Origin of the sequence: Pseudohalocynthiibacter aestuariivivens (assembly GCF_018457175.1) — a bacterium.
GTDB classification, from domain to species: Bacteria; Pseudomonadota; Alphaproteobacteria; order Rhodobacterales; family Rhodobacteraceae; genus Pseudohalocynthiibacter; species Pseudohalocynthiibacter aestuariivivens.
The window spans coordinates 57052-80774 of record NZ_JAGFNU010000004.1 but is presented as its reverse complement, the minus strand read 5'-3'; the positions used below and the strand labels follow the sequence as shown (position 1 = coordinate 80774).

The window sequence follows — 23723 nt, the reverse complement described above, 5'->3', positions numbered from 1 at the left end:
AAGGTAGCTCTACACACAAGAATAGAAACAGCTTATAGGTATCTGAAGTTCAAGACAAAGGTATCAAATGGCCCGCCCAATCGTTGGTATTATCTCAAACAGCTACCTGATCAACGACGATTACCCTACGCACGCAGGCGGAACCATGAATTCCGAAGCAATTAGCGAAGTGTCTGGTTGTATGCCGCTGCTTATCCCGTCAGATCCGCGTTTTGTTACAGTCGAAGAACTGCTCGCGACCTGTGATGGTTTCTTGCTGACTGGTGGGCGGCCTAACGTGCACCCGGAAGAATATGGTGAACCCGCAACCGATGCGCACGGCGAATTTGATCGCAATCGTGATGCGATCACCCTGCCGCTTGTGCGGGCCTGTGTTGAGCGCGGTCAGCCGATTTTAGGGGTTTGCCGTGGTTTTCAAGAGGTTAATGTCGCGTTGGGCGGCACACTTCACCCGGAAATCAGGGATTTGCCCGGTCGCGAAAACCACCGAATGCCACCAGAGGGCACGCTGGAAGAAAAATTTGCATTGCGCCATACCGTCCGGTTCGCAAAAGACGGTGTGTTTCACCGCATGATGGGTGCGGAAGAGGTGATGACAAACACGCTGCATGGTCAGGGTATCAAAACGGCCGGAAAACGTGTCGTCATTGACGGTTGGGCGCCTGATGAAACACCCGAAGCGATATATGTCGAAGGTGCGCCGGGCTATGCAATATCGGTGCAATGGCACCCGGAATGGCGTGCTGCGCAAGACCCTGTCTCGCGCCCCTTGTTCGCCAGCTTTGGCGAGGCTGTGCATGCGTGGTCGGAGGGCCGGACGTCACCATCTTTGCGCCACGCCTAGATCGGAATTGACTGCCATTTAACCCATTTGGGTTTCACCGCGGGTTCTTAAGCATAAGGCTCATTGCGAACCGTTCCAGTTTTTGACTGTTTCGCTCCACTGTCTCGGCATAGTCGATGGTCCATCCTTGTCGCAGGAAAAACCTTCGGGCCTGATGACTTGCGTGCACAGTGAGACGGTCTAGGCCTTCCTTGTCCGCCCACTCCAGTACTTCGCAATAAAGCGCTTTTGCAACGCCACGACCGATGTACTCTGGCAGCACAAAGGCAAGGTCTAAATAGCCGCCGGGTTCCACAGCCACAAAACCGACGGGTTGCGCTTCATCTTCCGCAACCCAGCAGATGAGCGCAGCGTCAAAAGGCTTTTGCCTTTTTTCGGACGGAGCCCAGGCAATCCGCTGCTCTTGTGTGTAAAACTGTGCGGTGCCTTCGCGAACGGCGCGGAAGTAGATATGATGTAACGCGTCATCATCTTCCGGCCCAGAGGCGCGTATATGAAGCTTCATGTAACGCGCGCGCGCATTTTGTATTCCGGCGTGTCCCACAGGCGGTTCATCGTAACATCAGTAAGAACATCAACCGCACGAGCGACATCTGCTTCGTCGATATAAAGCGGCGTGAAACCAAAACGCATGATGTCAGGCGCACGAAAGTCACCAATTACGCCGCGCACAATAAGGGCCTGCATCGCCGCGTAGCCATTTTCAAACCGGAAAGAGACCTGCGAGCCACGGGCAGTGCCATCGCGCGGGCTGGCGAGTGTCAGTTCAGGGCAGCTCGCCTCAACCCCTGCAATGAACTGATCACACAGTTTTATCGATTGCGCGCGTACATCATGGATGTTGGCACTATCCCAAACGTCCATTGCCGCCTCCAATGCGGCAAGTTGCAGGATCGGCGGTGTGCCAACCCGCATGCGTTCAATGCCAGAACCGGGCCGGTAAGATAGGTCAAATTCAAACGGCGCTTCATGCCCCAGCCAGCCGGAAAGCGCGGGGCGAACTTTGTTAACATGCCGGGGCGCAACATAGATAAACGCGGGTCCACCGGGGCCGGAGTTCAGGTATTTATAGGTACACCCCACCGCAAAATCAGCGTTTGCCCCAGCAACGTCCACGGGCAAAGCACCGGCACTGTGGGCAAGATCCCAGACAGTGATGATTCCATGCGCCTGTGCTTCTGCAGTTAGCGCGTTCATATCGTGAAGGCGACCCGTGCGGTAATCTACCTCGGTCAGCATCAGAACAGCTACGTCGCTGGAAAGCGAATTTTCCACGTCTTCCGGCTTTACGGTTCTAAGCTCGAAATCAGAACCAAGTGTTTTGCACAGCCCTTCGGCCATATAGAGGTCTGACGGGAAATTCCCGTTATCTGAAAGTATCACGCGGCGCTTCGGGTTCATCTCAAGTGCAGAGGCGAGCGCCTGATAGACCTTGATCGACAGCGTATCCCCCAACACGACATGGCCGGGTTCCGCACCAATCAGCTTTCCTATGCGATCGCCGATTTCAGTTGGCATCCCCATCCAGCCCGCTTTGTTCCAGCCAGTGATCAGCATCTCGCCCCATTCGTCCTGCATGGTGCGCGCCAGCCGTTTCGGGGCGGCCTTTGGAAGCGGACCCAGAGAATTACCGTCAAGGTAAGTTGCGTCGTCAGGCAAATGAAACATCGCCTTGGTGGCTGCAAAATCGGTCATGTTGAAAGCCCTGAAATTGTGAAATCTTGGCAAGCGATGCTGCACCCCGAAAGCTATCGTATCTAACCTGAGGCGCAAGAGCGCAGGTATGTGAATTGCAATTTCGCAATGGACAGCACAATTGTAGGAAACCGAAAAGGAGTAGGGTCCATGAAATCCATTGATGTCCCACCGGTATGGTTGGCAGCTTTTCTGGCTTTGGCCTGGTGCCAGACAGTCTATTTACCGGGCTTAACATTTGGTGGCGCCTGGGCCGACTTCCTGGGTGGAATTTGCCTCGGCGGTGGAATATTACTTCTTATTCTTTCGCTTCGGGAATTTACCCGCCACAAAACCACGGTGCATCCGCACAAAGAATCCAGCAATCTGATTCAGACAGGTGTTTACAAACGGTCGCGAAACCCAATCTATCTGGGCGATGTGCTGATCCTGACGGGCCTGATCTTGTATTGGGACGCGGTGTTATCTCTGCCGCTTGTTCCGATCTTCGTCTGGATTATGGAAAAACGCTTTATTATACCAGAGGAGGATCGGCTTCGTAAAAAGTTCAGGGTTCAGTTCGCGGCCTACATGCGAAAAACCCGCCGCTGGCTGTAGCAAAGGCCGACCTTCAATAAACCGTTAGCGTCAACTTCTTGTGAAATAATATTGCGCAGGGTATGACGCTCTTATCTGAAAATGTCTGCACGGGGTTCGTTTTAGCTCAAACTGGAACGGTTTTCCGTAACATCCGCAGAAAAGGGGAAAATCGACGTGAAAATTGGTGCGCCGAAGGAAGTTTTTGAGGGAGAGGCGCGTGTAGCCATGACTCCCGAGAGTGCGGTTCAGCTTCAAAAGTTGGGCTATGACTGTGTTATCGAATCCGGCGCTGGTGATGCGGCTGGTTTTTCCAACGCCACCTACAAGACTGTGGGGGTTGAGGTCGTGAAAACCGGTGCGGCGCTTTTTAAGGCGGCAGACATCGTGGTCAAGGTGCGCCAGCCCAATGACACAGAGCTTAAACGCCTTCGCAAAGGGCAGACGCTGATTTCCTTCTTCAACCCCGGAGGGAACGAAGAGGGCATGGAAGCCGCCCGTGCCAAAGGCGCAAACGTGATTGCCATGGAAATGGTGCCGCGTATTTCACGTGCGCAAAAGATGGATGCGCTAAGCTCTATGGCCAATATCGCGGGCTATCGCGCGGTGATCGAGGCGGGCAACAACTTTGGCCGCTTTTTTACCGGGCAGATCACGGCTGCGGGTAAGGTACCACCTGCCAAGATCCTTGTGGTTGGGGCAGGGGTTGCCGGTTTGGCTGCAATCGGAACTGCAACCAGTCTTGGCGCTGTGACCTACGCCTTTGACGTGCGCCCTGAAGTGGCGGAGCAGGTTGAATCGATGGGGGCTGAATTCGTCTATCTCGAATTTGAGGAAGAACAGCAGGATGGTGCAGCCACTGGCGGCTACGCTTCTGTTTCCTCGCCAGAATTCCGCGAAGCACAGCTTGCGAAGTTTCGCGAACTTGCCCCGGAAGTGGACATTGTGATCACCACCGCGCTGATCCCGAACCGTGAAGCGCCAGAGCTTTGGACCGAAGATATGGTCAAAGCCATGAAGCCCGGTTCTGTGATCGTGGACCTCGCTGCCGAAAAGGGTGGTAACTGTAAACTGACGGTGGCCGACGAAAAGATTGTCACAGCCAATGGCGTGACCATCATTGGCTACACAGATTTCCCGAGCCGGATGGCCTCGCAGGCGTCCACGCTTTACTCAACCAACATCCGCCACATGATGACGGATTTGACCCCGGAAAAAGACGGCAAGATCAATCATGACATGGAAGATGATGTGATCCGCGGCGCGACAGTGACCTTCAAGGGTGAAATCACCTTCCCGCCGCCGCCGCCGAAGATACAGGCGATCGCCGCCAAACCGAAAGAAGCCACCAAAGAGCTTACGCCCGAGGAAAAACGCGCCGCCGAAGTGGCAGCTTTTCAAAAGGCGACGCGCAGTCAGGTTGGTATGCTCGCCATTGGCGGATTGCTGATGCTGATCATCGGGGCCTATGCACCGGCGAGCTTTATGCAGCACTTCATCGTCTTTGCGCTTGCCTGTTTTATCGGCTTCCAGGTGATCTGGAACGTCAGCCACGCGCTGCACACGCCGCTGATGGCGGTGACGAACGCGATCTCAGGTATCATCATTATCGGCGCGTTGTTGCAGATTGGCTCGGGCTCATGGCTTGTGATGATCCTCGCCGCGATATCGGTGCTGATTGCCTCGATCAACATTGTTGGTGGCTTCCTGGTGACACGCCGGATGCTTGCCATGTTCCAGAAGTCCTGAGGAGAGCGACATGAGCATTGGTATTACATCCGCGGCTTATATAGCCGCTTCGGTTCTTTTTATCCTTTCACTGGGCGGTCTCAGCAATCAGGAAAGCGCGAAACGCGCCGTTTGGTACGGGATCGTGGGCATGGCGGTGGCGGTTGTTGCCACCGTATTTGGCCCTGACAGCGGCAACTACATCGTCCTTTTGCTGATGGTCGCGATTGGTTCTTACGCTGGCTATTATGTTGCTGGCAAAGTTCAGATGACAGAGATGCCACAGCTTGTGGCAGCGCTGCACAGCTTTGTAGGCCTGGCCGCGGTCTTTATCGGGCTGAACGCCGATCTGGAGCTTTCTGCCGTGCAGGGCATGGATCAGGCGGCGCGTGACGCGCTGCATGGTTTTGCCAAAAAGCTCGCGCATAAAGACTCCATCGAAGTCGCCATTTTGAAGGTCGAGGTGTTTCTTGGTATCTTCATCGGTGCGGTGACATTCACCGGCTCTGTCGTGGCTTTTGGCAAACTTGCAGGCAAGCTTGACGGCAAGCCAAAGAAACTGCCGGGTGGTCACGCGCTGAATGCGGGTTCACTGGCGCTCTGCATTATCCTTGGCCTCATGTATTTCAACGGTGCCGGTATCTGGACAATGGTTGCTGTAACGCTCATCGCAGGCTTCATTGGATATCATCTGATCATGGGCATCGGTGGCGCTGACATGCCAGTTGTTGTGTCAATGCTGAACAGCTATTCCGGCTGGGCTGCAGCGGCCATCGGCTTTACGCTTGGCAATGACCTTCTGATCGTGACCGGCGCACTTGTTGGTTCATCCGGTGCGATCCTGTCTTACATCATGTGCCGTGCGATGAACCGACATTTTGTTTCGGTGATCCTTGGGGGCTTTGGTGGTGCCGTTGGCCCGCAGATGGAAGTCGAAGGCGAGATGATCGCAATCGAGGCCGAGGGTGTTGCTGCGGCATTGGAAGACGCAGACAGCGTGATCATCATTCCGGGCTACGGTATGGCGGTTGCGCAGGCGCAGCAGTCAGTCTCTGAACTGACAAAACGTTTGCGCGCCAAGGGCAAAGAGGTACGCTTTGCCATCCACCCGGTCGCCGGGCGTTTGCCGGGCCACATGAATGTGCTTCTGGCCGAAGCGCGCGTGCCTTACGATATCGTTATGGAAATGGATGAAATCAACGACGATTTCCCATCAACCGATGTGGCCATCGTGATCGGCTCCAACGACATCGTGAACCCCGCCGCGCAGGAAGACCCCAACAGCCCCATCGCTGGTATGCCGGTGCTGGAATGCTGGAAAGCCAAGCAGGTGTTCGTGAGCAAACGTGGGCAGGGTACGGGGTATTCTGGCATCGAGAACCCGCTGTTCTATAAAGAAAATACACGCATGTTCTATGGTGACGCCAAAGCCTCGCTTGATCAACTGCTGACGATGATCAGCTAGGACCATACGCGTTAACGAAAAGTGCCTCGCAGTGAAGAACTGCGGGGCTTTTTTATTTTACGCACAAGGAAAGACGGTTGGTATGCAATTGTGTGCAGGTAAGCAATTGAAAATAAAGATTATTTTATTTACACTTCTCGGGTTACCGCGTAGTTAGCGTAAAAAATTCCGGAGCCTGTATATGAGCCGCATCAAAGATCATCCGTTGCGCTATAAATTGGCGAATGAGCTTCACGCGCGTCCATTTCCAGCGCTCGCAGCGCCAAGCCATGCCATATATCTTGCTATAAAGCGCCCGCTGGCCGCTGCTAATCGTGACCGGGACGCGGATCTTATCCACCTTCTGGCATTGCTTGATCGTTATGGCGCGCCACATCCGCAACCCGAGGCAACACATTATTCCGGAGAAATCGGTCGCTATCATCTTAAGTGGGAAAGCCATAGTGAATTTGTAACCTACACGGTGTTTTGTGACGGCCTTAGCGGACGGGTTTTCGACCCCGTTGCGTTCGAGATTTTCCCGGAAGAATGGCTGACCCAGGCACCCGGCGTCCGGGTTACGTCTGCGATGATCCATATAGATCACATGCCTGACCTTGCGCAGATACATTCGCATTTAGACGCGTTTTTTGTGCCGGAAAGTCTGGCCGTCAGCTATGTTCTGGATCGTTCGGCCGTCATCGCGGGTGATTTTCGGATCGATGAGGCAGGCCATATGCGCTTTTCGGTGTTTGTTGCGCCGGATATCGGGGTGCGCCGGATCGGCCGCATCGTGCAACGGCTGTGTGAAATTGAAACCTACAAAGCGATGTCCATGCTTGGCTTTCAACAGTCGCGCAAGCTGTCGGCACGGCTGCGCGAAATTGACAACCAGTTGATTGCGTTGGTTGAGGAAATGGCCTCGGACTCCGTGAATGCCGAGGAAACGCTTTCGGCCCTGACGCCCATTTCTGCGGAGTTGGAAAAGCTGACAACGCAAACCAGTTACCGGTTTGGTGCGACAGCTGCTTACGCGGCTATTGTAAGCCAAAGGATAGAAGTGCAGCGTGAAGAACGTTTTGAGGGTCGTCAGACGTTTGGCGAGTTCATGATGCGCCGGTTCGACCCTGCAATGCGAACGGTCAAGGCGGCTGAGCGTCAGCTGCGCAACATGGCAAAGCAAAGTTGGCGTGCAGGCGAACTGCTGCGTACGCGGGTGGATGTGGAACGGTCAGCACAGAACCAGAAAGTGTTGGAAAGCATGGATAGGCGGGCTGATCTTCAGCTTCGGTTGCAAAAAACGGTCGAAGGGCTGTCCGTCGTCGCGATCAGTTACTACGCTGTGAATTTGCTAAGCTACATGGCCCTGCCGATCGCCAAAGGGATGGGCTTTGACAAGATATGGCTGACTGCGGGCCTGACCCCGCTTGTCGTCCTTGGTGTCTGGCTTGTCGTTCGGCAAATTCGCAAGGCCGTGCATTGAGCGTAATCATAGAATGTTGGCGGGAATGGAATAAAGAGTTAAATAGCTGCCCCGTAATTCAAACCCGACCCATTCCAATATAAAGCTGCCTGTCCTGATCCTTGATGGCGCGGCGGCCATGCATCACGCGGGTATTGTCAATGACTGCAATATCGCCATCCTGCCAGTTAATTTCGACGGTGCAGGTTTCTGCGATGTCACGCAGAGCCTCTATTTCCTCCGTCGTCACCTTCGTTCCATCTTCCAGCGTGTAGACCGGAGGCTCGTAGTTATGAGACGGTCCAAGGATCGCGTTTGCGAAAGCGTGACCGTTGGAAAGCGAGGAAGGCCGCACCGGCGCAATCGTGAGTTCATAATCCAGTGAACCGTCCTCATTCAGTTTGAAATCCTGATCGGGAATCGCCGCCTTGAATTGTAGGATGTGTTCGTGGGTTACTTCTTCCGGCTCTCTGATCGCGGGATGTTCATTCGCCAGGTAGCGCTTCCAGAGGTCTTCGGGCAGCGTACGCTTCACCGTCATTTTTTGTGACCAGCGTTCTTTCTGCCTGTCATCAAACTTCTTGAATACTTCTCGCCCATCGCAGATCGTTGTCTGTGACCCCTCAAAAGCAGCCTTTGTGCAATAGAATGCGACAACGTCCGGGCAAACAGGCGTATTGCCGTTTTCGATGTGAAGACCAATGGGGCCAAGCCCGGCATCAACCTTTTGGGTCGTCTTGTCGGTATTTTCACGCGCCGGATCAAAGGTGATTGTTTTGCAAAGCAGCGTTGTCAGGTCGCTGAACGCCTGCATGTCAACGTCAAAGCCACGCAACAGTACCCAGCCATCTTTTTCCAAGTAATCTTTGACCGATGCAACAACAGATGCGTCAAGGGTTGGAGTTTTTGCTTCAGTCGCGCGAATGACATTATAGTTCATTTTGTAGTCCTGTTCTTGAATCGGAAATCATTGGTCAAAAGTAAAGTGCATTCAGGTGGCGGGTTTGAGCGCTGCCAATGTTTTTGGGTCCTGCGCCTGTGCGCAGACAGAATTATCGACAAGCTTGGGAAACAGACGCTGCACTTTGACAAAGAAGCGTTCTTTACCCTTTGGAAAACTCTCGCGTTTGCCTGCAAGGATCGCTTCCCAAGCTTGCGAAGCCACATTTTCAGCACTGTCGAGTGTCATTTGCATGGGTTCAACCAAAGCTGAAAATTCGGTTTCAGCAGCGGTGTGGGTTGCACGGGGTGCGATGTAAGTCACGCCCACCCCGGTTCCGGAAAGCTCTCGGCGGATGGCGTCAGAAAAACCGCGCAGACCAAATTTTGTCGCTGAGTACCCAGCGAAGAACGGGTAAGCGATATCCCCAAACACCGACCCGATATTCACGATCCGGCCTTTAACCATGTCCAATGCGGGCAAAAGGTCACGTGTCAACGCAATGGGTGCCGTCAGATTGGTGCCGATCATTTGGTTGAGGTCTTCATCGCTCAGCAACGCCAGATGGCCAACTTTGAGCGTGCCCGCATTGTTAATCAGAAAATCCAGCTTGTTGCCCACAGCCTCACGAATAGCGGCCCGCCCTTCAGCGGTTGCAACGTCAGCGGTAACGGTTTTAACATTCGTCTCGCCGACCATCGATGCTGTTTCGTCCAGTTTGGAAGCGGTTCGCCCGGCAAGGATCAGATCAAAACCCAGTCTTGCAGCCTCAACGGCAAGTGCGCGTCCAATTCCCGACCCACCCCCGGTGATCAGGGCTGTTTTCCTTTGTGTCATGATGCAAGGCTTTCAATAGTTTCAAGGTTTGGTAGGGGAAGCGCTGCGCGTGTGTTGATCAGCGTTTTGGCAACAGCGCGATCAGGTGTTCCCACGGGAAATAAAAGGCCGGGTTCCGCGGGATCCACAAAGATCACTTCCGTGGGTTTTGCGTAATCTGGCAGATCAGCCAAAGACCGGGCGATCTTTTCTACAGGTAACGATTGAGCAGTCGCGACGACGAGAACCAAAAACCCGTCGGCATCCCGAAGCCCAAGCGCCGAACTTACAATTCTTGGGTCGGCGTTGATGCGCTGTTCGACCCACTCAGGCGAAATATTGCGCCCCGCACCAGTCACCAGCAACGCATCCTTGCGGCCATCGATTACAAGTCGATTCCCGACGAAATGGCCAAGATCACCCGTTTTCCATCGTGCGGGTGCCGGATCACCATTCAGATACCCGACCATAACGGTTGGGCCTTCAACTGTGATCTCTCCATTCTCGAGCTTTACATCCAGACCATCCAAAACCGGACCAACCGTTCCGACAACGCTTTCACCAGGACGGTTCATTGCGACAACCGCACAACATTCTGACAAGCCATAGCCCTCGTGCAACGGGATGCCGACAGCCCTTGCTGATGTCGCAAGCGAAGGCGCGGTTGAAGCCCCGCCTACAGCGACGAAACGCAAGCTGTCCGGGGCGGTTTCTGATCTCAGTTCCAGATCGGCGACCCATCGGCCAAGAAGGGATGGAGCCAAAAGGCTGGTCGTTGGCAATTCTGTGAAAAACGTATCGGTCAACGGTTTGATCGGAGCACCAAAAAGCGCCTTTGTTGCGTCGAATCTGAAGATCGTTTCGGCGCCTGCGAGGATTGGCAGAAATATCCCGCAAATCTGCTCTAACAACTGGGCAAGAGGCAGGATTGAAAGATGCCGGTCCGTCGCTGTGGCACCACTCATTTTGCTCAGTGCGGCAAGAGACGCATCTAATTGACGGTCACCGATAACCACGCCTTTGGGGCGACCGGATGATCCGGAGGTGTAAATCACACGCTCCGCGCCACCCTGATACTCTGGCATTGATGGTCCTTCGTTTCCCGAGAAAGTCGGATCAATGACCTCTATATGCGGCAAGGCCGAAAACAAGGAAGCATCGAGCGCAATAACAGCGCTAATCTGAGCATCCATTAGTATGTGCGCATTTTGTTCGTTGCTAAAGAAAAAGGGCAATGGAACCTGTGTTCGTCCGCTAAGCGTGACGGCAAGGTCTGCAACGACATAGTCAATACCCCCGGCAAGCGCGATGCCAACCGTATTTGGGGCCCCGGCAAGCCGGGATGCAAGGTCCACAACACGGGTGGATAGATCAGCCCAGGTTACGATCTTCGCATCATCCCGAAAGGCGACAATTTCTGGCCGCGTGGCCACATGCCGCGCCAGCGCTTCGAATACTGGTTTCATCAGGAGGCCTCAGAACGCAGATCAGCCGACAGGTGCCGGTGCCGGGGCGACAGGGTTACCGGCAAAGACTGGGCTTCGCTGAACGCGCAAACCCAAGGATCCGTTTCATAATAACTGCCCCAGTTCGCAGGTGAGGGCACACATGCAGGGCTGGCCGGGCACAGGGGAATATATGTCAGACCCGTGCGCTTCAAAAGCCGACGCAGCGGAGCTGTGGCCGTAAACACGCCACAGGTCATGCCGCGTTCGCGACCCCAGGAAATCATGGAATCAAGTACAGGCAACACGGGAAACTGTGTGATGGAAGCAAGCGACACAACTTCCATTATCTCTTCGGCAGGGAGGGAAATTCCGGCGCGGTGCAATAATGCGGTGCTAAAGTCACCATCTAGATAAGTATCAGAGAAAAACCCATCCGTAGCCGTTCGAATACCGGCAGCGCACAGAATTTTACCCTCAGCATTCGTCGCGGTGACAAGCAGCGGCGCAAAGCTGTTTAGCTCTGCCCCATATGCTTCCTGATACACCTTCCGGATATGGTTTTGCGCAGCCATTCTTTCGGCGCACGCACCTTCTAAAAATTCGATCTTCATGTTCTGCCTCATGCCAGCTTATCGCTCGTCTAGACACATGTGCAGACAGCAGGCTTACAGAATTCTTACAGGCAATCAGATTTCTAAAAGATTTTGGATAATGTGCTGAATTTTCTTAAATAATAGCGGTTGAATCTTTTTGATTCCCAAGACCTGGAAAATTCCTGACCTCAGAGCAGTAGATTGGGTTTGCTCTAGGCGTGTTGCGAAAAATCAAAGACAAAATCACTTCCGCCACCTTGTCGGTCCTCAATGCGGACTTTCGCATCATGCGCGTCGGCTACAGATTTTACGATCGCCAATCCGAGTCCAGAACCGACGGGCTTGCACCCAGAAGAGGACCCGCGGTTGAAACGTTCAAACAGATCGGTTTTTAATTTCTCAGGCACACCAGGACCGCGGTCAAGCACGCGCAAGCCTGCAGGTTTTTCCAAAACTTCAATCTCAACTTCGGTGCCTTCGGATGAATAGTGCAGCGCATTTCGAACGAGATTTCCAAGTGCTATCGTCAGTAACCCCGGATTACCCACGACAAAGCTTTGTGACGCTCCGGTAACAGCGAGCGTTCTGCCGGAGCGGATGGTTTCGGAGGCCATATCTGATGCAAGATCAACTGCTAGCTTGCGTAAATCGACCTTGGAATAGGCTGTTTGTGCCGAGGCATCGGCGCGAGACAGGTCGATAAGTTGTTCAAACATTCTGTCGAGCCTGCTGACATCCTGTTTGATGTCGGTCCGAAGCTTTGAATTTTCAATCCTTTCCACACTGGAACGCAAAACCGCCAGTGGCGTCCTTATTTCGTGGGCAACATTGGACGAGAAATCGCGTTGCGAACGGTAACCTTGTTCCAATCTGGCAAAGGCACCGTTTACCGCGTCAATCAATGGGGCGATTTCAGAAGGCAACTTGTCTGTGGACAAACGCCGATCCGGGTCTGTTGGCCCAATGTCTTGCGCCTGCTGCGAGATTTCGTGCAACGACCTAAGGGACTGGCGGGTGGCAAGCAGTGCAGCAGTCAGGATTAAAAATATTCCCAGAAAGACCCAGCCAATTTCTTCCTCGACCTCATGATAGAGTTTCTGTAGTCGTGTTTCTTCAAGGTTGGCTGGGTACGTCGAGACAAGTACATAGAAATCGGTGTCATTAATTCTGGCCTTAAGCCCAACGCCGATCCGGTCGCCTAACAAACGAATTTTCTCAGTTGCACCAAGATCAAGCGCAAGCATTTGCTGCGCTATCTCAGGCGATGTTTCGCCCCCGGCTACCGGGTTGCCTGAGCTTTCAAAAACGGTGTATCGATAGATCCCCTCAACGCCCCGAAACCGAATTGCGTCAGGGTTCAACCCATAGTTTGTTGCATCCGGGTCGATCTGCCCAATAACTTCTTTTGCTTCCAGGCTCAGCGCGGCTTCGAGGTTTTCATCGAGATGCTCGTAAAATTCCCGGATCAGAATAATACAAGCAGCAGCAATACAAAAACAAAGCGCTAAGGTAATATTGAAAACCAAATTTCGCCGAAGGGAATAGCGTTCCCCAAACAACGCGGCGAATGTGTTCATTGACCATCATCTTCCAGCATATACCCAATCCCCCTTAGGGTATGGATGCCGGTTGTAGCCCCAAGATCAATCAATTTCTTTCGCAGTCTGTGCGTTGCAACCTCAATCGCATTGGGTGTTGGCGGTTCATCAAACCCGTAAAGCGCATTTTCAATCGCATCTTTTGATTGGATGCGGCCCTTCTTGCGCATGAATAACTCAAGCAAATCAAGCTCTCGTTTTGAAAATCGGGCTGCATTTCCATCAATCGAAACAGAACGGTCAATCGTGTCAAAGCTAATGTTACCTGATGTCAGCACCAGCCCTAGGACCCCACCGGGGCGGCGCATAACGGCCTTGATCCGGGCGACCAGTTCAGAAACGTCAAACGGTTTGATCAGATAGTCATCCGAGCCGGAATTCAGCCCTTTGATGCGGTCATCAAGCGCATCCCGCGCAGTGCAGATGATGATAGGCGTCTCGCTATTTGCTTGTTTGATTTCACACAACACCGAAAGACCGTCTACATCCGGCAGGCCAAGATCAAGAATAACGGCATCATAGGTGAAGGACCTTGCAGAATGGCGCGCATCTTCACCCGTATGCACAGTATCTACGGTGAAACCGCTTTTCTCAAGACTGGCGCATGTATTTTGCGCCAGCTTTTCATTATCTTCTACATAAAGTAGCCGCATGAAACAGAGCCTATTTTCGAATGTATGTCACCGTGGAGCCATCTTCTGCCTTGAACGCGACGCGCGCAAGGTTGCCGTTCTCATCATACCAAAGATCGCGTTCCAAGCCGCCTGAGATGCGATAGTGATGGGCATTCAGGTTTCCACCGTTGACCGGGACATTTTCACTGCCTAGGTCTGCGACACGAACAGACATAATTGTTCCGTCGATTGTATTCATCAACTGACCGCTGCGCACGATATCGCCATTCCACAGACTTGCGGGCAAAGGCCCTTGGTTTCCGGTGTTCAGTTCGTGCGGTGTACCATCGTCGTTTGTTGTCGAAACAAGTGTCTGCAGTTCGCCGCCTCGCCAGATTTCAACGCTTGAATGTTCGAACCTGTAGGCTGCGATGCGGATCAATGGCACACGCACTATAACATCGGTTGAAACGGTCACTGAAAATGACCCCGGCGAGCCCGAAAAACGATAGCTGTGATCGCCGATATCCTTACCTTTGCGCACAACATCAAAGTTGAGTTGCCCTGATGCGGGGATAGATGCCGCATTAAGCGGCGCTGCAAAGGCAATTGCCAAGCCAGTAATCAATGTAAGGATACGCATGTTTTCTCCACCAAAACGAGTTTTCTTGAGTCTGGTTGGTGAAATGAAGAGTTTAGCTTACAGAATACTTACGATTGTCAAATTTCCATCATGGATGGCTTTTTCTTGTACTGTCCCGCAGGTGATGGAGAGGGGTTTCAGCAAGAACGCGACTCGGTATTCCGTGTATTGCTGCAACAAACAGAGGTGTTACGGCAAAACGATTGCATTCTGGAACTAAAAGAACCGTTAAGTCTTTTTGATGAGGATTTTTCCATCTGCTGTACCTTTTGTAAGGTTTTCAAAGGGCCGCGATGACAGTAATTTTCTGTATGGATGTGAGATACTAGGGTTAATAGTTTTTAGACGAATCTCTCACGCACGTGGTTTGACCCCCGGCAAGACGCAAAGCATTTCGAACAAGATGTTGGCGGCCAGGTTGGCAGTTGCACCGGTGTGATCGTAAGGCGGCGAAACCTCAACAAGATCGCACCCCACGATATTCAGGCCGACGCAGCCTCGGATCGCTTCAATACCTTGAATTGAAGTCAGGCCGCCTGGTTCCGTTGTGCCGGTACCCGGTGCGAAAGCCGGATCAAAACTATCGATATCAAAAGAGATGTAGACCGGGCTGTCACCCATTTGTTCGCGCACCTCACCCATAAGCGGTGCAAGTGACTTATACCAAATCTCCTCTGCCTGAACGACACGAAAGCCCTGTTTTCGCGGCCAGTCGAAATCATCCGCCTCATAGCCTGTGGCGCGCACCCCAATCTGAACGACGCGATTAAGATCAAGCAAATCATCCTCGACAGCCCGTCGAAACGGAGTGCCATGGGCGATTTTTTCCCCAAACATCAGATCGTTAATATCGGCGTGCGCGTCCACATGGATCAGCCCGACGGGGCCGTGTTTTTTTCGGATTGCCCGTAAAATCGGATAGGTGAGTGTGTGATCGCCCCCGATGCCCAGCGGGATAACGTTATGTTCCAGAATCTCGTCATAAGCTTCTTCTATAATTTTAACGGAGTTTTTCAGATCAAACGTATCAATCGCGATGTCGCCGATGTCTGCTATCTGGAGCGAGTCAAACGGGGAAACCTTGCTCCACATATTATAGGGGCGGATCATTGCAGATTCTGCACGAATTTGCCGAGGTCCAAAGCGGGTGCCGGATCGGTGGGAGGTGCCGATATCCATCGGGATTCCCACAAAACACGCGTCCAATCCCTTTGCAGTCTCCTGAAGCGGAAGCCGCATCATAGTGGGTAGCCCGCCGAAACGTGGCATGTCATTGCCGCCCAGTGGTTGATTGAATGCCATAGAGATTTTCCCCCGGTTTTACTGACCCGTGCAAACTGTCTTGCAGGTCTGTATTTTTGCTTGCCCACACGATAGCTCTTGCTAACGATAACAGCACAAGACTTGCTGTTACCGGGGAAATACGCAACGATTTTGTGGGCCGTTGACCCAAGATTGCCGTTGATGCGTTTGGAAAGTGAAACGCGTCGCAAACTTCAGAGCCTGACACGATTATTCCCGTCTGCGTGAACAATGCCTCGTTTCGCTTATCAGCGGGGTAGCTTTTCACTAAATTAGAATGAGGAGGGCGGAATATGCAAACGAGATTGGGTAAAGCTTACAGCCGTTTTCTAAGCAAGATCGGTGGTCGCCTAGCGGTCAAGCTTCATATGCGCAGCTCTGGCTATCAGCCCTACACGCCGTCAGACTATCAAACGCTCTGCCAAACGCTTCTGCCCGGCGATGTTCTTTTGATTGAGGGCAATGAGCGTATTTCAAATGCAATCAAGTATCTGACGCAGTCAACCTGGTCGCACGCAGCGATTTTTGTGGGCGATGTGTTGCCCGAACTTCAGACGGGCGAAGAACGCCCACGACTGGTAGAGGTCAACCTTGGTGAAGGCTGCGTTGCAGCACCCCTGTCTAAATATGAAACCTACAACACCCGCATTTGCCGAGCAAAGAATTTGACCGACGAAGACCGCGCCATGGTCGTCGATTTCATGGTTGGCAAGCTTGGCCTCCGCTATGACCTGCGTCATATATTTGATCTGCTCCGGTATTTCTTTCCCACACCCCCTGTTCCCGTCCGCTGGCGGCGCAGGATGCTGGCATTCGGTTCGGGGGACCCGACGCGCGCAATTTGCTCGTCCCTGATTGCGCAGGCGTTCCAGTCTGTGCGATACCCGATTTTACCTGATGTGAAAATAAAAGGACCTGAGGGTGATTTTGCCAGACAGGAAATATACCAAATTCGCCATCATTCCCTGTTCACACCTCGCGATTTTGATCTGTCACCCTATTTTGAAGTTGTGAAGCCAACGCTTGTTCAAGGTTTTGACTATAAGAAACTCGTTTGGACCAGCCCGACCGCAGCGTCGTTGGAGAAGTAGTGTTCTAGCTCACCACCTCAGGTTTGGGTGCGGGTCGAACTGGCAGTGCCGCAATTTCTTGGGATTTGCAGTGCTTTGCGAACAGAGCGTTAAAAATTCACTAATGAGCATAAAAGATACTAAATAACGCGAATCAGGGTTTAAACTTGGGTTTTTTCCGCGACTAAAGTTGCTAAGATTTACCTGAAATTAAAGGGCTGCCCATGCAAGATAAGCGTTCAGATGACTCTGCATTGCACGACCTGATGGTCGGGTACCGCCATTTGTTTCATCAAAGACCGGAGCTTGGGTTTGAAGAACATGAGACTGCTGCGAAAGTAGCCGAGGCGCTACGCAGTTTTGGGCTCGAAGTGCACGAGGGCGTTGGTGTTGTCGGCGTTTTGCGCAATGGGAAGGGAAACCGGGCGATCGCGCTACGCGCCGATATGGACGCGCTGCCAATTCATGAAGCGAGCACACACAACCACGTTTCAGAGAAACCCGGGAAAATGCACGCCTGCGGTCACGACGGGCACATGGCAATGTTGCTTGGGGCTGCGAAAAGGCTGGCAGATAACCGCGATTTCGATGGGACCGTTGTGTTTCTCTTCCAGCCGAACGAGGAACATGGGTTAGGTGCCAAGGCAATGCTTGAGGATGGGGTTTTCAATCGGTTTCCCGTCGAAGAGGTCTATGCCATACATAATTTACCCGGTGCGCCCATGGGCGAAATCTCTACTCGCGTCGGGATTATCTGCTCAAGCGAAAGCCTTTTTGAAATTGAAATAGAAGGGCAAGGCGGACACGCCTCCATGCCACAAGTTGGGGTGGATGCAATTCTTGTTGGTGCAGATGTTGTGCAGGCTTTGCAAAGCATCGTTGCGCGTAAATTGCCACCCTCTGCTGGCGCCGTAGTTTCCGTTACTGAATTCATAACCGACGGGCAGCGCAATGTCTTGCCAGGGCGGGCTAAGCTGAAGGGCGATGTGCGTACGCGTGATCCGGAAACGCGTGCTGCGGTAGAGCGTTTTATGCGCCAGATCACAGAGGGGATTGCGGCGGCACACGGGGTTAGGATTACCGTGAATTTTCGGACCGAATTTATTGAGACGATAAATGCTGAGGAGCCTGTAAATGCCGTGCTGAGAGCCGCTGCTGAAGTGACTGACGAAATCATCCCCGACCGCATTCCAATGTCATTTTCCGAAGATTTTGCCCATTTCAGCAACGCCGTTCCCGGCTGTTTTCTGCTTTTGGGGAACGGGCAGGACGGGGCGCATGGCCGCCCTCTGCATTCTTCGGACTATGATTTCAACGATGACGTGTTGCTGACAGGTGCAGGGTTCTGGGCTGCACTTGCCAAACAACGCTTGCCACTTAAGGATACCTGATATGTTCGCTGCATACGATGCTGCCGAGGTGCACCACGTTCCTCACAAACGCCATACTGGCCAAGCTGCAGAAACAGTTCTGAGCCGCGCAGATTTCGCAACAGCAAGGTCTGAAATTACTACGTGGCAGGGGTATGAACCAACACCGCTGTATGAGCTGAAGGCTTTGGCCCGTGAACTCGGGCTCAGCAACATCCTTTACAAAGACGAAGGCCCGCGGTTTGGGCTTGGCAGTTTCAAGGCGCTGGGCGGCGCCTATGCCGCACTTCGTGTTTTGCAAAGAGAAGTCTCCAAATTCGTTGGAGCAGAGGTTACGCTCTCGGACATTCGCAAAGGCAAATATGCTGATGTGGTTTCGAAGATCACCCTTGTCTCTGCGACAGACGGAAATCATGGGCGGTCGCTCGCCTGGGGGTGCCAGCGCTTTGGCGCGCCTTGCCGGATTTACATTCATGCCGAGGTGTCCGAAGGCCGCGCGCAGGCGATGCGCGATCTGGGAGCACAGGTTGTTCGTATTGATGGCGATTATGATGCGTCGGTTGAACTGGCCCGCAGCGAGGCCGAAGCAAATGGGTGGTTCGTTGTGTCGGATACATCTTGGGAAGGATACTCAGACCCGCCGCGCGATGTCATGTCAGGCTATGGTGTAATGGTGCAGGAAATTACTGATGCTCTGGAAACATCACCCAGCCATGTCATCTTGCAAGGTGGTGTTGGCGGTTTGGCCGCTGGTGTTTGTGCGGCCTTTCGACAGCACTGGGGCGAAGACAGCCCCCGCGTTGTGATTGCAGAGCCTGGCTTGGCAGCTTGCCTGTTTGAAAGCGCGAAAATGGGCGAAATGCGGTCGGTTCCGATTAACGAGGAAACAGTTATGGCAGGGCTATCCTGCGGGGAACCTTCTGCAATGGCCTGGGAAATTCTAGATGATGAGGCGTCAGACTTTCTGACGATACCCGACGCGGTTGTCGGCCCAACTGTACGCTTGCTCGCGCGTCCATTGCCGGGTGATCCTGAAATTCAGGCCGGTGAGTCCGCTGTGGCAGGGCTCGCGGCGGTAATAGCGGCGGCACGCCGTGCGGATTTGAGTATGACCTTAAACCTTGATGAAACATCCACTGTTTTGGTTATTGGTTCTGAAGGGATCACTGACCCCGAGATTTATGCGCAAATGATGCAAGAGGACGCTCATGCCTGAAGTTGCTCCTAAACGGGGTTTTGAGATCGCGGAGTATGAAACGCGGCTTTCTGCAGCCCAGTATTTGATGGCACGTCATGGGTTTGATGGGATGCTGCTGCTGAGTGAGCCGGAGATACGTTACTTTTCCGGGTTCCAAACCTTGTTTTGGCAAAGCCCAACCCGCCCTTGGTTCTTGTTTCTGCCTGCGGAGGGGAAACCTATAGCAGTCATTCCTGAAATTGGCGCTGCTTTGATGCGTCGAACATGGGTTGACGATATCCGGTCGTGGAGCGCGCCAGCGCCGTCGGATGATGGCATTTCATTACTCATAGATCTTTTGACGCCATATTCAAAGCGCGGCGCGACGATTGGCATTCTAAAAGGGCATGAAACCGGGCTTCGGATGCCCCTTGGCGACTATGAACGCCTGATTTCTGGTTTACCCGGTCTCAAGATCGGGGACGCTACTGATATTATCCGTTCTCTCAGAATGGTGAAATCTGAAGCCGAGATTGAAAAAATCGCCCATATCTGCAGGGTTGCATCCCGTACTTTCGATAAGGCAGGCAAGCTCTTTTTTGAGGGCCAGCCCCTGTCTGAAGTATTCCGCGCCTTTCGCATGGCCTGTCTGTCAGAAGGTGCTGATGATGTTCCATATCTGGTTGGTGGTGCCGATCAGGGCGGGTATAATGATGTCATTTCACCGCCAACCGACCGTCCGCTTCAGAGAGGTGATATTCTGATGCTCGATACCGGGTCGGTTTTTGACGGCTACTTTTGTGATTTTGACCGCAATTTCGCGATTGGCAAAGCAGATGAACTTTCGCAGAAGGCTTATGAGGTGCTTTATCACGCAACAGAGGCAGGGCTGGACGCGGCGCGACCGGGTGTTACGTGCCGCGAGTTGTTTTCGGCCATGCAGGATGTGATCAGCACCTTTGACAAAGAGAGCGGGGATGTCGGGCGTCTGGGGCACGGGCTTGGGATGCAATTGACCGAATGGCCATCGCACGCAGCTTTTGACGAGACCGTGCTAAAGGAAGATATGGTCATCACGTTAGAACCGTCGTTAAGCTATGGTTCGGGCCGTATCATGGTACATGAGGAGAATATCGTGATCAGAGATGGCACACCTCGGCTGCTTTCAAAACGGGCCGTACCCGAGTTGCCGGTGATCGGATAGGAATGAAAATGCGGTTGCCATTTGAAACAGATGAGGGGATCGGGACGCGGGCGACACTGGGCCTAATCGTTTTACAGACCGATGAAACCATCGAAACCGAATTCGCGCGATTGATGAATATCGACGGTCTTGCACTGTACCATAGTCGCATTCCGATGCAGCCTGAAGTTACATCTGAAACGTTGAAGTCGATGCAGGCTGATTTACCAGCGTCGGCGGCGTTACTTCCGTCATCTGCTGACTTTGATGTGATAGGGTACGGCTGTACCTCTGCTTCAACAGTGATCGGGCCAAAAGGTGTCGCAGAAGCGATTCAAAGCGTTCATCCAAACGCTAAAGTGGCTGACCCGATCAGCAGTATTATCGCCGCATGTGACGCTTTTGATGCCAAAACCATCGCATTTGTGACACCTTACGTTGCTGAAGTCTCGGCTAGGATGCGTGAGATGATTGAAAACTCCGGACGAAAAATTGTGGCATTCGGGTCATTTGAAGAAGGTGACGACAGGATCGTTGCGCGCATAAAATCAAATGATATTCTGTCAGCAATAGAACGAGTCGCAGCGCAGGCCGAATGCGATGCGATCGTCGTTTCCTGTACTAATCTCAGAACTGCGGGCATAGTAGACGTTGCCGAGCAGCGAATCGGAAAACCCGTTATTTCCAGCAACCTAGCGCTCGCTTGGAATATGCTGCGACTTGCTGGCATTCGCGCACAAGAAACCGGCAAAGGGATGTTGTTTCAACTTTAACGTGTGAATTTGTGCAATTGTGTGCGCGTTTTAAGAAATGCAGCGTTGTAATGAATTTTACGATATGCTTGCATGCAGACAAAGGATCAGCGTGAAGCTGACCAGAAAAAATAGGGGGATGCCTTGACAGATAGTGCCAAGGATGACGGCTTTGTCGTCTTCGACCACGTTCAGAAAAGTTACGATGGCGAAATACTCGTCGTAAAAGATCTTAATCTATCAATCGGCAGGGGCGAGTTTTTGACGATGCTCGGGCCATCAGGCTCTGGCAAAACGACTTGTCTGATGATGCTGGCCGGGTTTGAGACCGCAACACATGGTGATATCCGCCTTGGCGGCAAGCCAATCAACAACATCCCACCTCACAAACGTGGGATTGGCATGGTGTTTCAGAATTACGCCTTGTTTCCGCATATGACGATTGCAGAAAACCTTTCGTTTCCGCTGGAAGTCAGGAAAATAGGTAAATCTGACCGCGAGGCTAAGGTTAAGCGCGCGTTAGATATGGTGGAAATGGGCGATTTCGGCGGACGTCGCCCGGCGCAATTGTCTGGTGGCCAGCAACAGCGTGTTGCATTGGCCCGTGCCCTGGTTTTTGAACCCGAACTGGTTTTGATGGACGAACCGCTGGGGGCGCTGGACAAACAGCTTCGCGAAAAAATGCAGTTTGAGATCACCCATCTGGCGCATAGTTTGGGGATCACTGTGGTCTACGTGACCCATGACCAGACAGAGGCATTGACGATGTCTGACCGCGTCGCGGTCTTCGACGACGGACGTATTCAGCAAATCGCGCCGCCCGATCAGTTGTACGAAGCGCCAGAGAATAGTTTTGTTGCGCAATTCATCGGTGAAAACAACACGATGGAAGGCACTATTGAGGAAATCAAGAACGGCGTTGCTTTGGTCAAACTGGACAGCGGCGGTATGATTGACGCGAAACCAATCAATGTCTCCAAAGCGGGCGAGCGTACGCGTGTTTCGATCCGCCCAGAGCGTGTTGAATATAACCGAGACCGGCTAAGCCCCGACGCACACACGTTGAAAGCTGAAGTGCTGGAATTTATCTACATGGGTGATATTTTCCGGACGCGTCTGCGGGTAGGCGGAAATGACGAATTCATAGTCAAAACCAGAAATGCACCGGATCAACGGCGCCTGACCCCAGGTGAAACGATTGAAATTGGTTGGATGCCTGATGATTGCCGCGCGCTTGACGCTTAAAGCGCGCGATTTACCATGTGCCGTGTGAAAACACGGCATCACAATTGGTCTGCCACCTTGCCCGGGGTGCTGAACCGCAAGATATTAACGGGATTTTTAAGGGAGAACCTAAATGAAAGTAACCCAAACACTAATGACGGCAAGCGTTGTTGCGCTGGTTGCAGGGGGAGCTCTGGCCGAGGATATGACGATCGTATCCTGGGGCGGCGCATACTCCTCTTCACAGCAAAACGCGTATCACGACCCCTACATGGCTGCTAATCCAGATGTGAACATCATCAATGATGAAAGCTCTGCGGAAGCTGTGGCTAAACTTCGTGCGATGAACGAAGCCGGAAACGTGACATGGGACGTTGTTGACGTTGTTGCAGCAGACGCAATGCGCCTGTGTGACGAAGGTCTGGCAATGGAAATCGACGCGGACACACAGCTCGCTCCTGCACCTGATGGAACCCTTGCCAGCGAAGACTTTGGTGAACTGCTTGTTTCAGAGTGCTTTATTCCACAGATCGTTTACTCGACCACGTTTGGCTATCGCACCGATATGGTTGGCGACACTCCTCCAACCAGCGTTTGCGCAATTTTCGACACAGACGCCTATCCAGGCCGTCGGTCACTTGAAAAGCGCCCGATCAACAACATGGAATGGGCACTGCTTTGTGATGGCGTAGCGAAAGCAGACGTGTATGACGTTCTGGAAACAGAAGAAGGTCAGGCACAGGCATTCGCAAAACTGGACACCATCAAAGAAGATGTGATCTGGTGGTCTGCTGGTGCTGACACGCCTCAGCTGTTGGCAGATGGCGAAGTTGTTATGGGGTCTACCTATAACGGTCGTCTTTTTGCACTGATCGAAGAGCAAAAGCAGCCTGTAGGAATGCTTTGGGACGCTCAGGTGTTTGACCTTGATGGTTGGATCATTCCAGCTGGTCTGAGCGATGAGCGTAAAGCACGCGCACTTGACTACATCTATTTTGCAACTGACACACAGCGTCTTGCTGATCAGGCAAAGTACATCTCTTACGGTCCAGCACGTGCGTCTTCCGCACCTCTGGTTGGTATGCATGCAGAACTGGGCATCGACATGGCACCACATATGCCAACCGATCCTGAAAATGCGAAAAACACCTTCCTCTATAACTACGAATGGTGGGCAGACTACCGTGACGATCTGGATGCAAAATTCCAAGCATGGCTGTCTCAATAATTTGAGTGAAATTAGG

At 52.7% G+C, this 23723-nt stretch carries 22 protein-coding genes; 12 read left to right on the top strand and 10 right to left on the bottom strand.

Annotation, left to right across the window (positions count from 1 at the left end; genetic code table 11):
- The first annotated feature begins 67 nt into the window (after positions 1–67).
- Positions 68–844, top strand: a complete 777-nt coding sequence (locus tag J4E70_RS07780) for a gamma-glutamyl-gamma-aminobutyrate hydrolase family protein (protein ID WP_213888533.1) — start codon at positions 68–70, stop codon at positions 842–844.
- A gap of 34 nt (positions 845–878) precedes the next feature.
- On the opposite strand, the gene J4E70_RS07775 is transcribed toward J4E70_RS07780, so the two are convergent.
- Together J4E70_RS07775 and kynU are read right to left on the bottom strand one after the other, a co-directional pair.
- Positions 879–1349 (bottom strand): GNAT family N-acetyltransferase, encoded by a 471-nt coding sequence (locus tag J4E70_RS07775; RefSeq protein WP_213888532.1) that lies wholly within the window; start codon positions 1347–1349, stop codon positions 879–881.
- Positions 1346–2539 (bottom strand): kynureninase, encoded by a 1194-nt coding sequence (gene kynU, locus J4E70_RS07770; protein WP_213888531.1) that lies wholly within the window; start codon positions 2537–2539, stop codon positions 1346–1348. The genes J4E70_RS07775 and kynU overlap by 4 nt, the downstream gene beginning before the upstream one ends.
- A 150-nt stretch (positions 2540–2689) precedes the next feature.
- Here kynU and J4E70_RS07765 point away from each other — a divergent pair, with 150 nt between their 5' ends.
- The 4 genes from J4E70_RS07765 (at position 2690) to J4E70_RS07750 (ending at position 7770) form a co-directional block, all read left to right on the top strand.
- Positions 2690–3136: a methyltransferase family protein gene (locus J4E70_RS07765; RefSeq protein WP_213888530.1), complete on the top strand. Its 447-nt coding sequence runs from the start codon at positions 2690–2692 to the stop codon at positions 3134–3136.
- A 156-nt stretch (positions 3137–3292) separates the two neighbouring features.
- The gene (locus tag J4E70_RS07760) at positions 3293–4864 is read left to right on the top strand and encodes a Re/Si-specific NAD(P)(+) transhydrogenase subunit alpha (RefSeq protein ID WP_213888529.1); all 1572 of its coding nucleotides are present in this window, start codon (positions 3293–3295) and stop codon (positions 4862–4864) included.
- Between the two features lie 10 nt (positions 4865–4874).
- Positions 4875–6308 carry an NAD(P)(+) transhydrogenase (Re/Si-specific) subunit beta gene (locus J4E70_RS07755; RefSeq protein WP_213888528.1) on the top strand — a complete coding sequence of 478 codons (1434 nt, stop codon included), beginning with the start codon at positions 4875–4877 and terminating at the stop codon, positions 6306–6308.
- A 181-nt stretch (positions 6309–6489) separates the two neighbouring features.
- Positions 6490–7770: a DUF3422 family protein gene (locus J4E70_RS07750; protein WP_213888527.1), complete on the top strand. Its 1281-nt coding sequence runs from the start codon at positions 6490–6492 to the stop codon at positions 7768–7770.
- 58 nt (positions 7771–7828) lie between these two features.
- Here the strand turns inward: J4E70_RS07750 and J4E70_RS07745 are convergent, their stop codons facing one another.
- From J4E70_RS07745 to speB, 8 genes are all read right to left on the bottom strand, one after another.
- Positions 7829–8689, bottom strand: coding sequence for a TauD/TfdA family dioxygenase (locus tag J4E70_RS07745; RefSeq protein WP_213888526.1), 861 nt, complete (start codon positions 8687–8689; stop codon positions 7829–7831).
- 51 nt (positions 8690–8740) lie between these two features.
- The gene (locus J4E70_RS07740; protein WP_213888525.1) at positions 8741–9526 is read right to left on the bottom strand and encodes an SDR family NAD(P)-dependent oxidoreductase; all 786 of its coding nucleotides are present in this window, start codon (positions 9524–9526) and stop codon (positions 8741–8743) included.
- A complete protein-coding gene (locus tag J4E70_RS07735; RefSeq protein WP_213888524.1) occupies positions 9523–10971 on the bottom strand; it encodes an AMP-binding protein in 1449 nt (482 codons plus the stop codon). The genes J4E70_RS07740 and J4E70_RS07735 overlap by 4 nt, the downstream gene beginning before the upstream one ends.
- The gene (locus J4E70_RS07730; protein ID WP_213888523.1) at positions 10971–11564 is read right to left on the bottom strand and encodes a thermostable hemolysin; all 594 of its coding nucleotides are present in this window, start codon (positions 11562–11564) and stop codon (positions 10971–10973) included. The genes J4E70_RS07735 and J4E70_RS07730 overlap by 1 nt, the downstream gene beginning before the upstream one ends.
- Before the next feature lie 194 nt (positions 11565–11758).
- On the bottom strand, positions 11759–13123 hold the full coding sequence (locus J4E70_RS07725) for a sensor histidine kinase (RefSeq protein WP_213888522.1): 1365 nt from the start codon (positions 13121–13123) through the stop codon (positions 11759–11761).
- Complete coding sequence (locus J4E70_RS07720; protein ID WP_213888521.1) at positions 13120–13797, bottom strand: response regulator transcription factor; 678 nt, start codon at positions 13795–13797, stop codon at positions 13120–13122. Before J4E70_RS07720 ends, J4E70_RS07725 begins: the two co-directional genes overlap by 4 nt.
- A 10-nt stretch (positions 13798–13807) precedes the next feature.
- Positions 13808–14401 carry a DUF6134 family protein gene (locus J4E70_RS07715; protein ID WP_213888520.1) on the bottom strand — a complete coding sequence of 198 codons (594 nt, stop codon included), beginning with the start codon at positions 14399–14401 and terminating at the stop codon, positions 13808–13810.
- A 354-nt stretch (positions 14402–14755) separates the two neighbouring features.
- Positions 14756–15703, bottom strand: a complete 948-nt coding sequence (speB, locus tag J4E70_RS07710) for an agmatinase (protein WP_213888519.1) — start codon at positions 15701–15703, stop codon at positions 14756–14758.
- Between the two features lie 293 nt (positions 15704–15996).
- On the opposite strand from speB, the gene J4E70_RS07705 reads away from it, so the two are divergent.
- From J4E70_RS07705 to J4E70_RS07675, 7 genes are all read left to right on the top strand, one after another.
- Entirely contained in the window at positions 15997–16794 is a 798-nt protein-coding gene (locus J4E70_RS07705) for a YiiX/YebB-like N1pC/P60 family cysteine hydrolase (protein WP_213888518.1), read from the top strand.
- A gap of 203 nt (positions 16795–16997) precedes the next feature.
- Positions 16998–18164: an amidohydrolase gene (locus J4E70_RS07700; RefSeq protein ID WP_377608080.1), complete on the top strand. Its 1167-nt coding sequence runs from the start codon at positions 16998–17000 to the stop codon at positions 18162–18164.
- Position 18165: 1 nt separating this feature from the next.
- The gene (locus tag J4E70_RS07695) at positions 18166–19359 is read left to right on the top strand and encodes a diaminopropionate ammonia-lyase (RefSeq protein WP_213888517.1); all 1194 of its coding nucleotides are present in this window, start codon (positions 18166–18168) and stop codon (positions 19357–19359) included.
- Positions 19352–20524, top strand: a complete 1173-nt coding sequence (locus J4E70_RS07690; RefSeq protein ID WP_213888516.1) for a M24 family metallopeptidase — start codon at positions 19352–19354, stop codon at positions 20522–20524. The genes J4E70_RS07695 and J4E70_RS07690 overlap by 8 nt, the downstream gene beginning before the upstream one ends.
- An 8-nt stretch (positions 20525–20532) precedes the next feature.
- Positions 20533–21276 carry a maleate cis-trans isomerase family protein gene (locus J4E70_RS07685; RefSeq protein WP_213888515.1) on the top strand — a complete coding sequence of 248 codons (744 nt, stop codon included), beginning with the start codon at positions 20533–20535 and terminating at the stop codon, positions 21274–21276.
- 123 nt (positions 21277–21399) lie between these two features.
- Positions 21400–22500, top strand: a complete 1101-nt coding sequence (locus J4E70_RS07680; RefSeq protein WP_213888514.1) for an ABC transporter ATP-binding protein — start codon at positions 21400–21402, stop codon at positions 22498–22500.
- Between the two features lie 112 nt (positions 22501–22612).
- Positions 22613–23707 (top strand): extracellular solute-binding protein, encoded by a 1095-nt coding sequence (locus J4E70_RS07675; RefSeq protein WP_213888513.1) that lies wholly within the window; start codon positions 22613–22615, stop codon positions 23705–23707.
- The last annotated feature ends 16 nt before the right edge of the window (positions 23708–23723 follow it).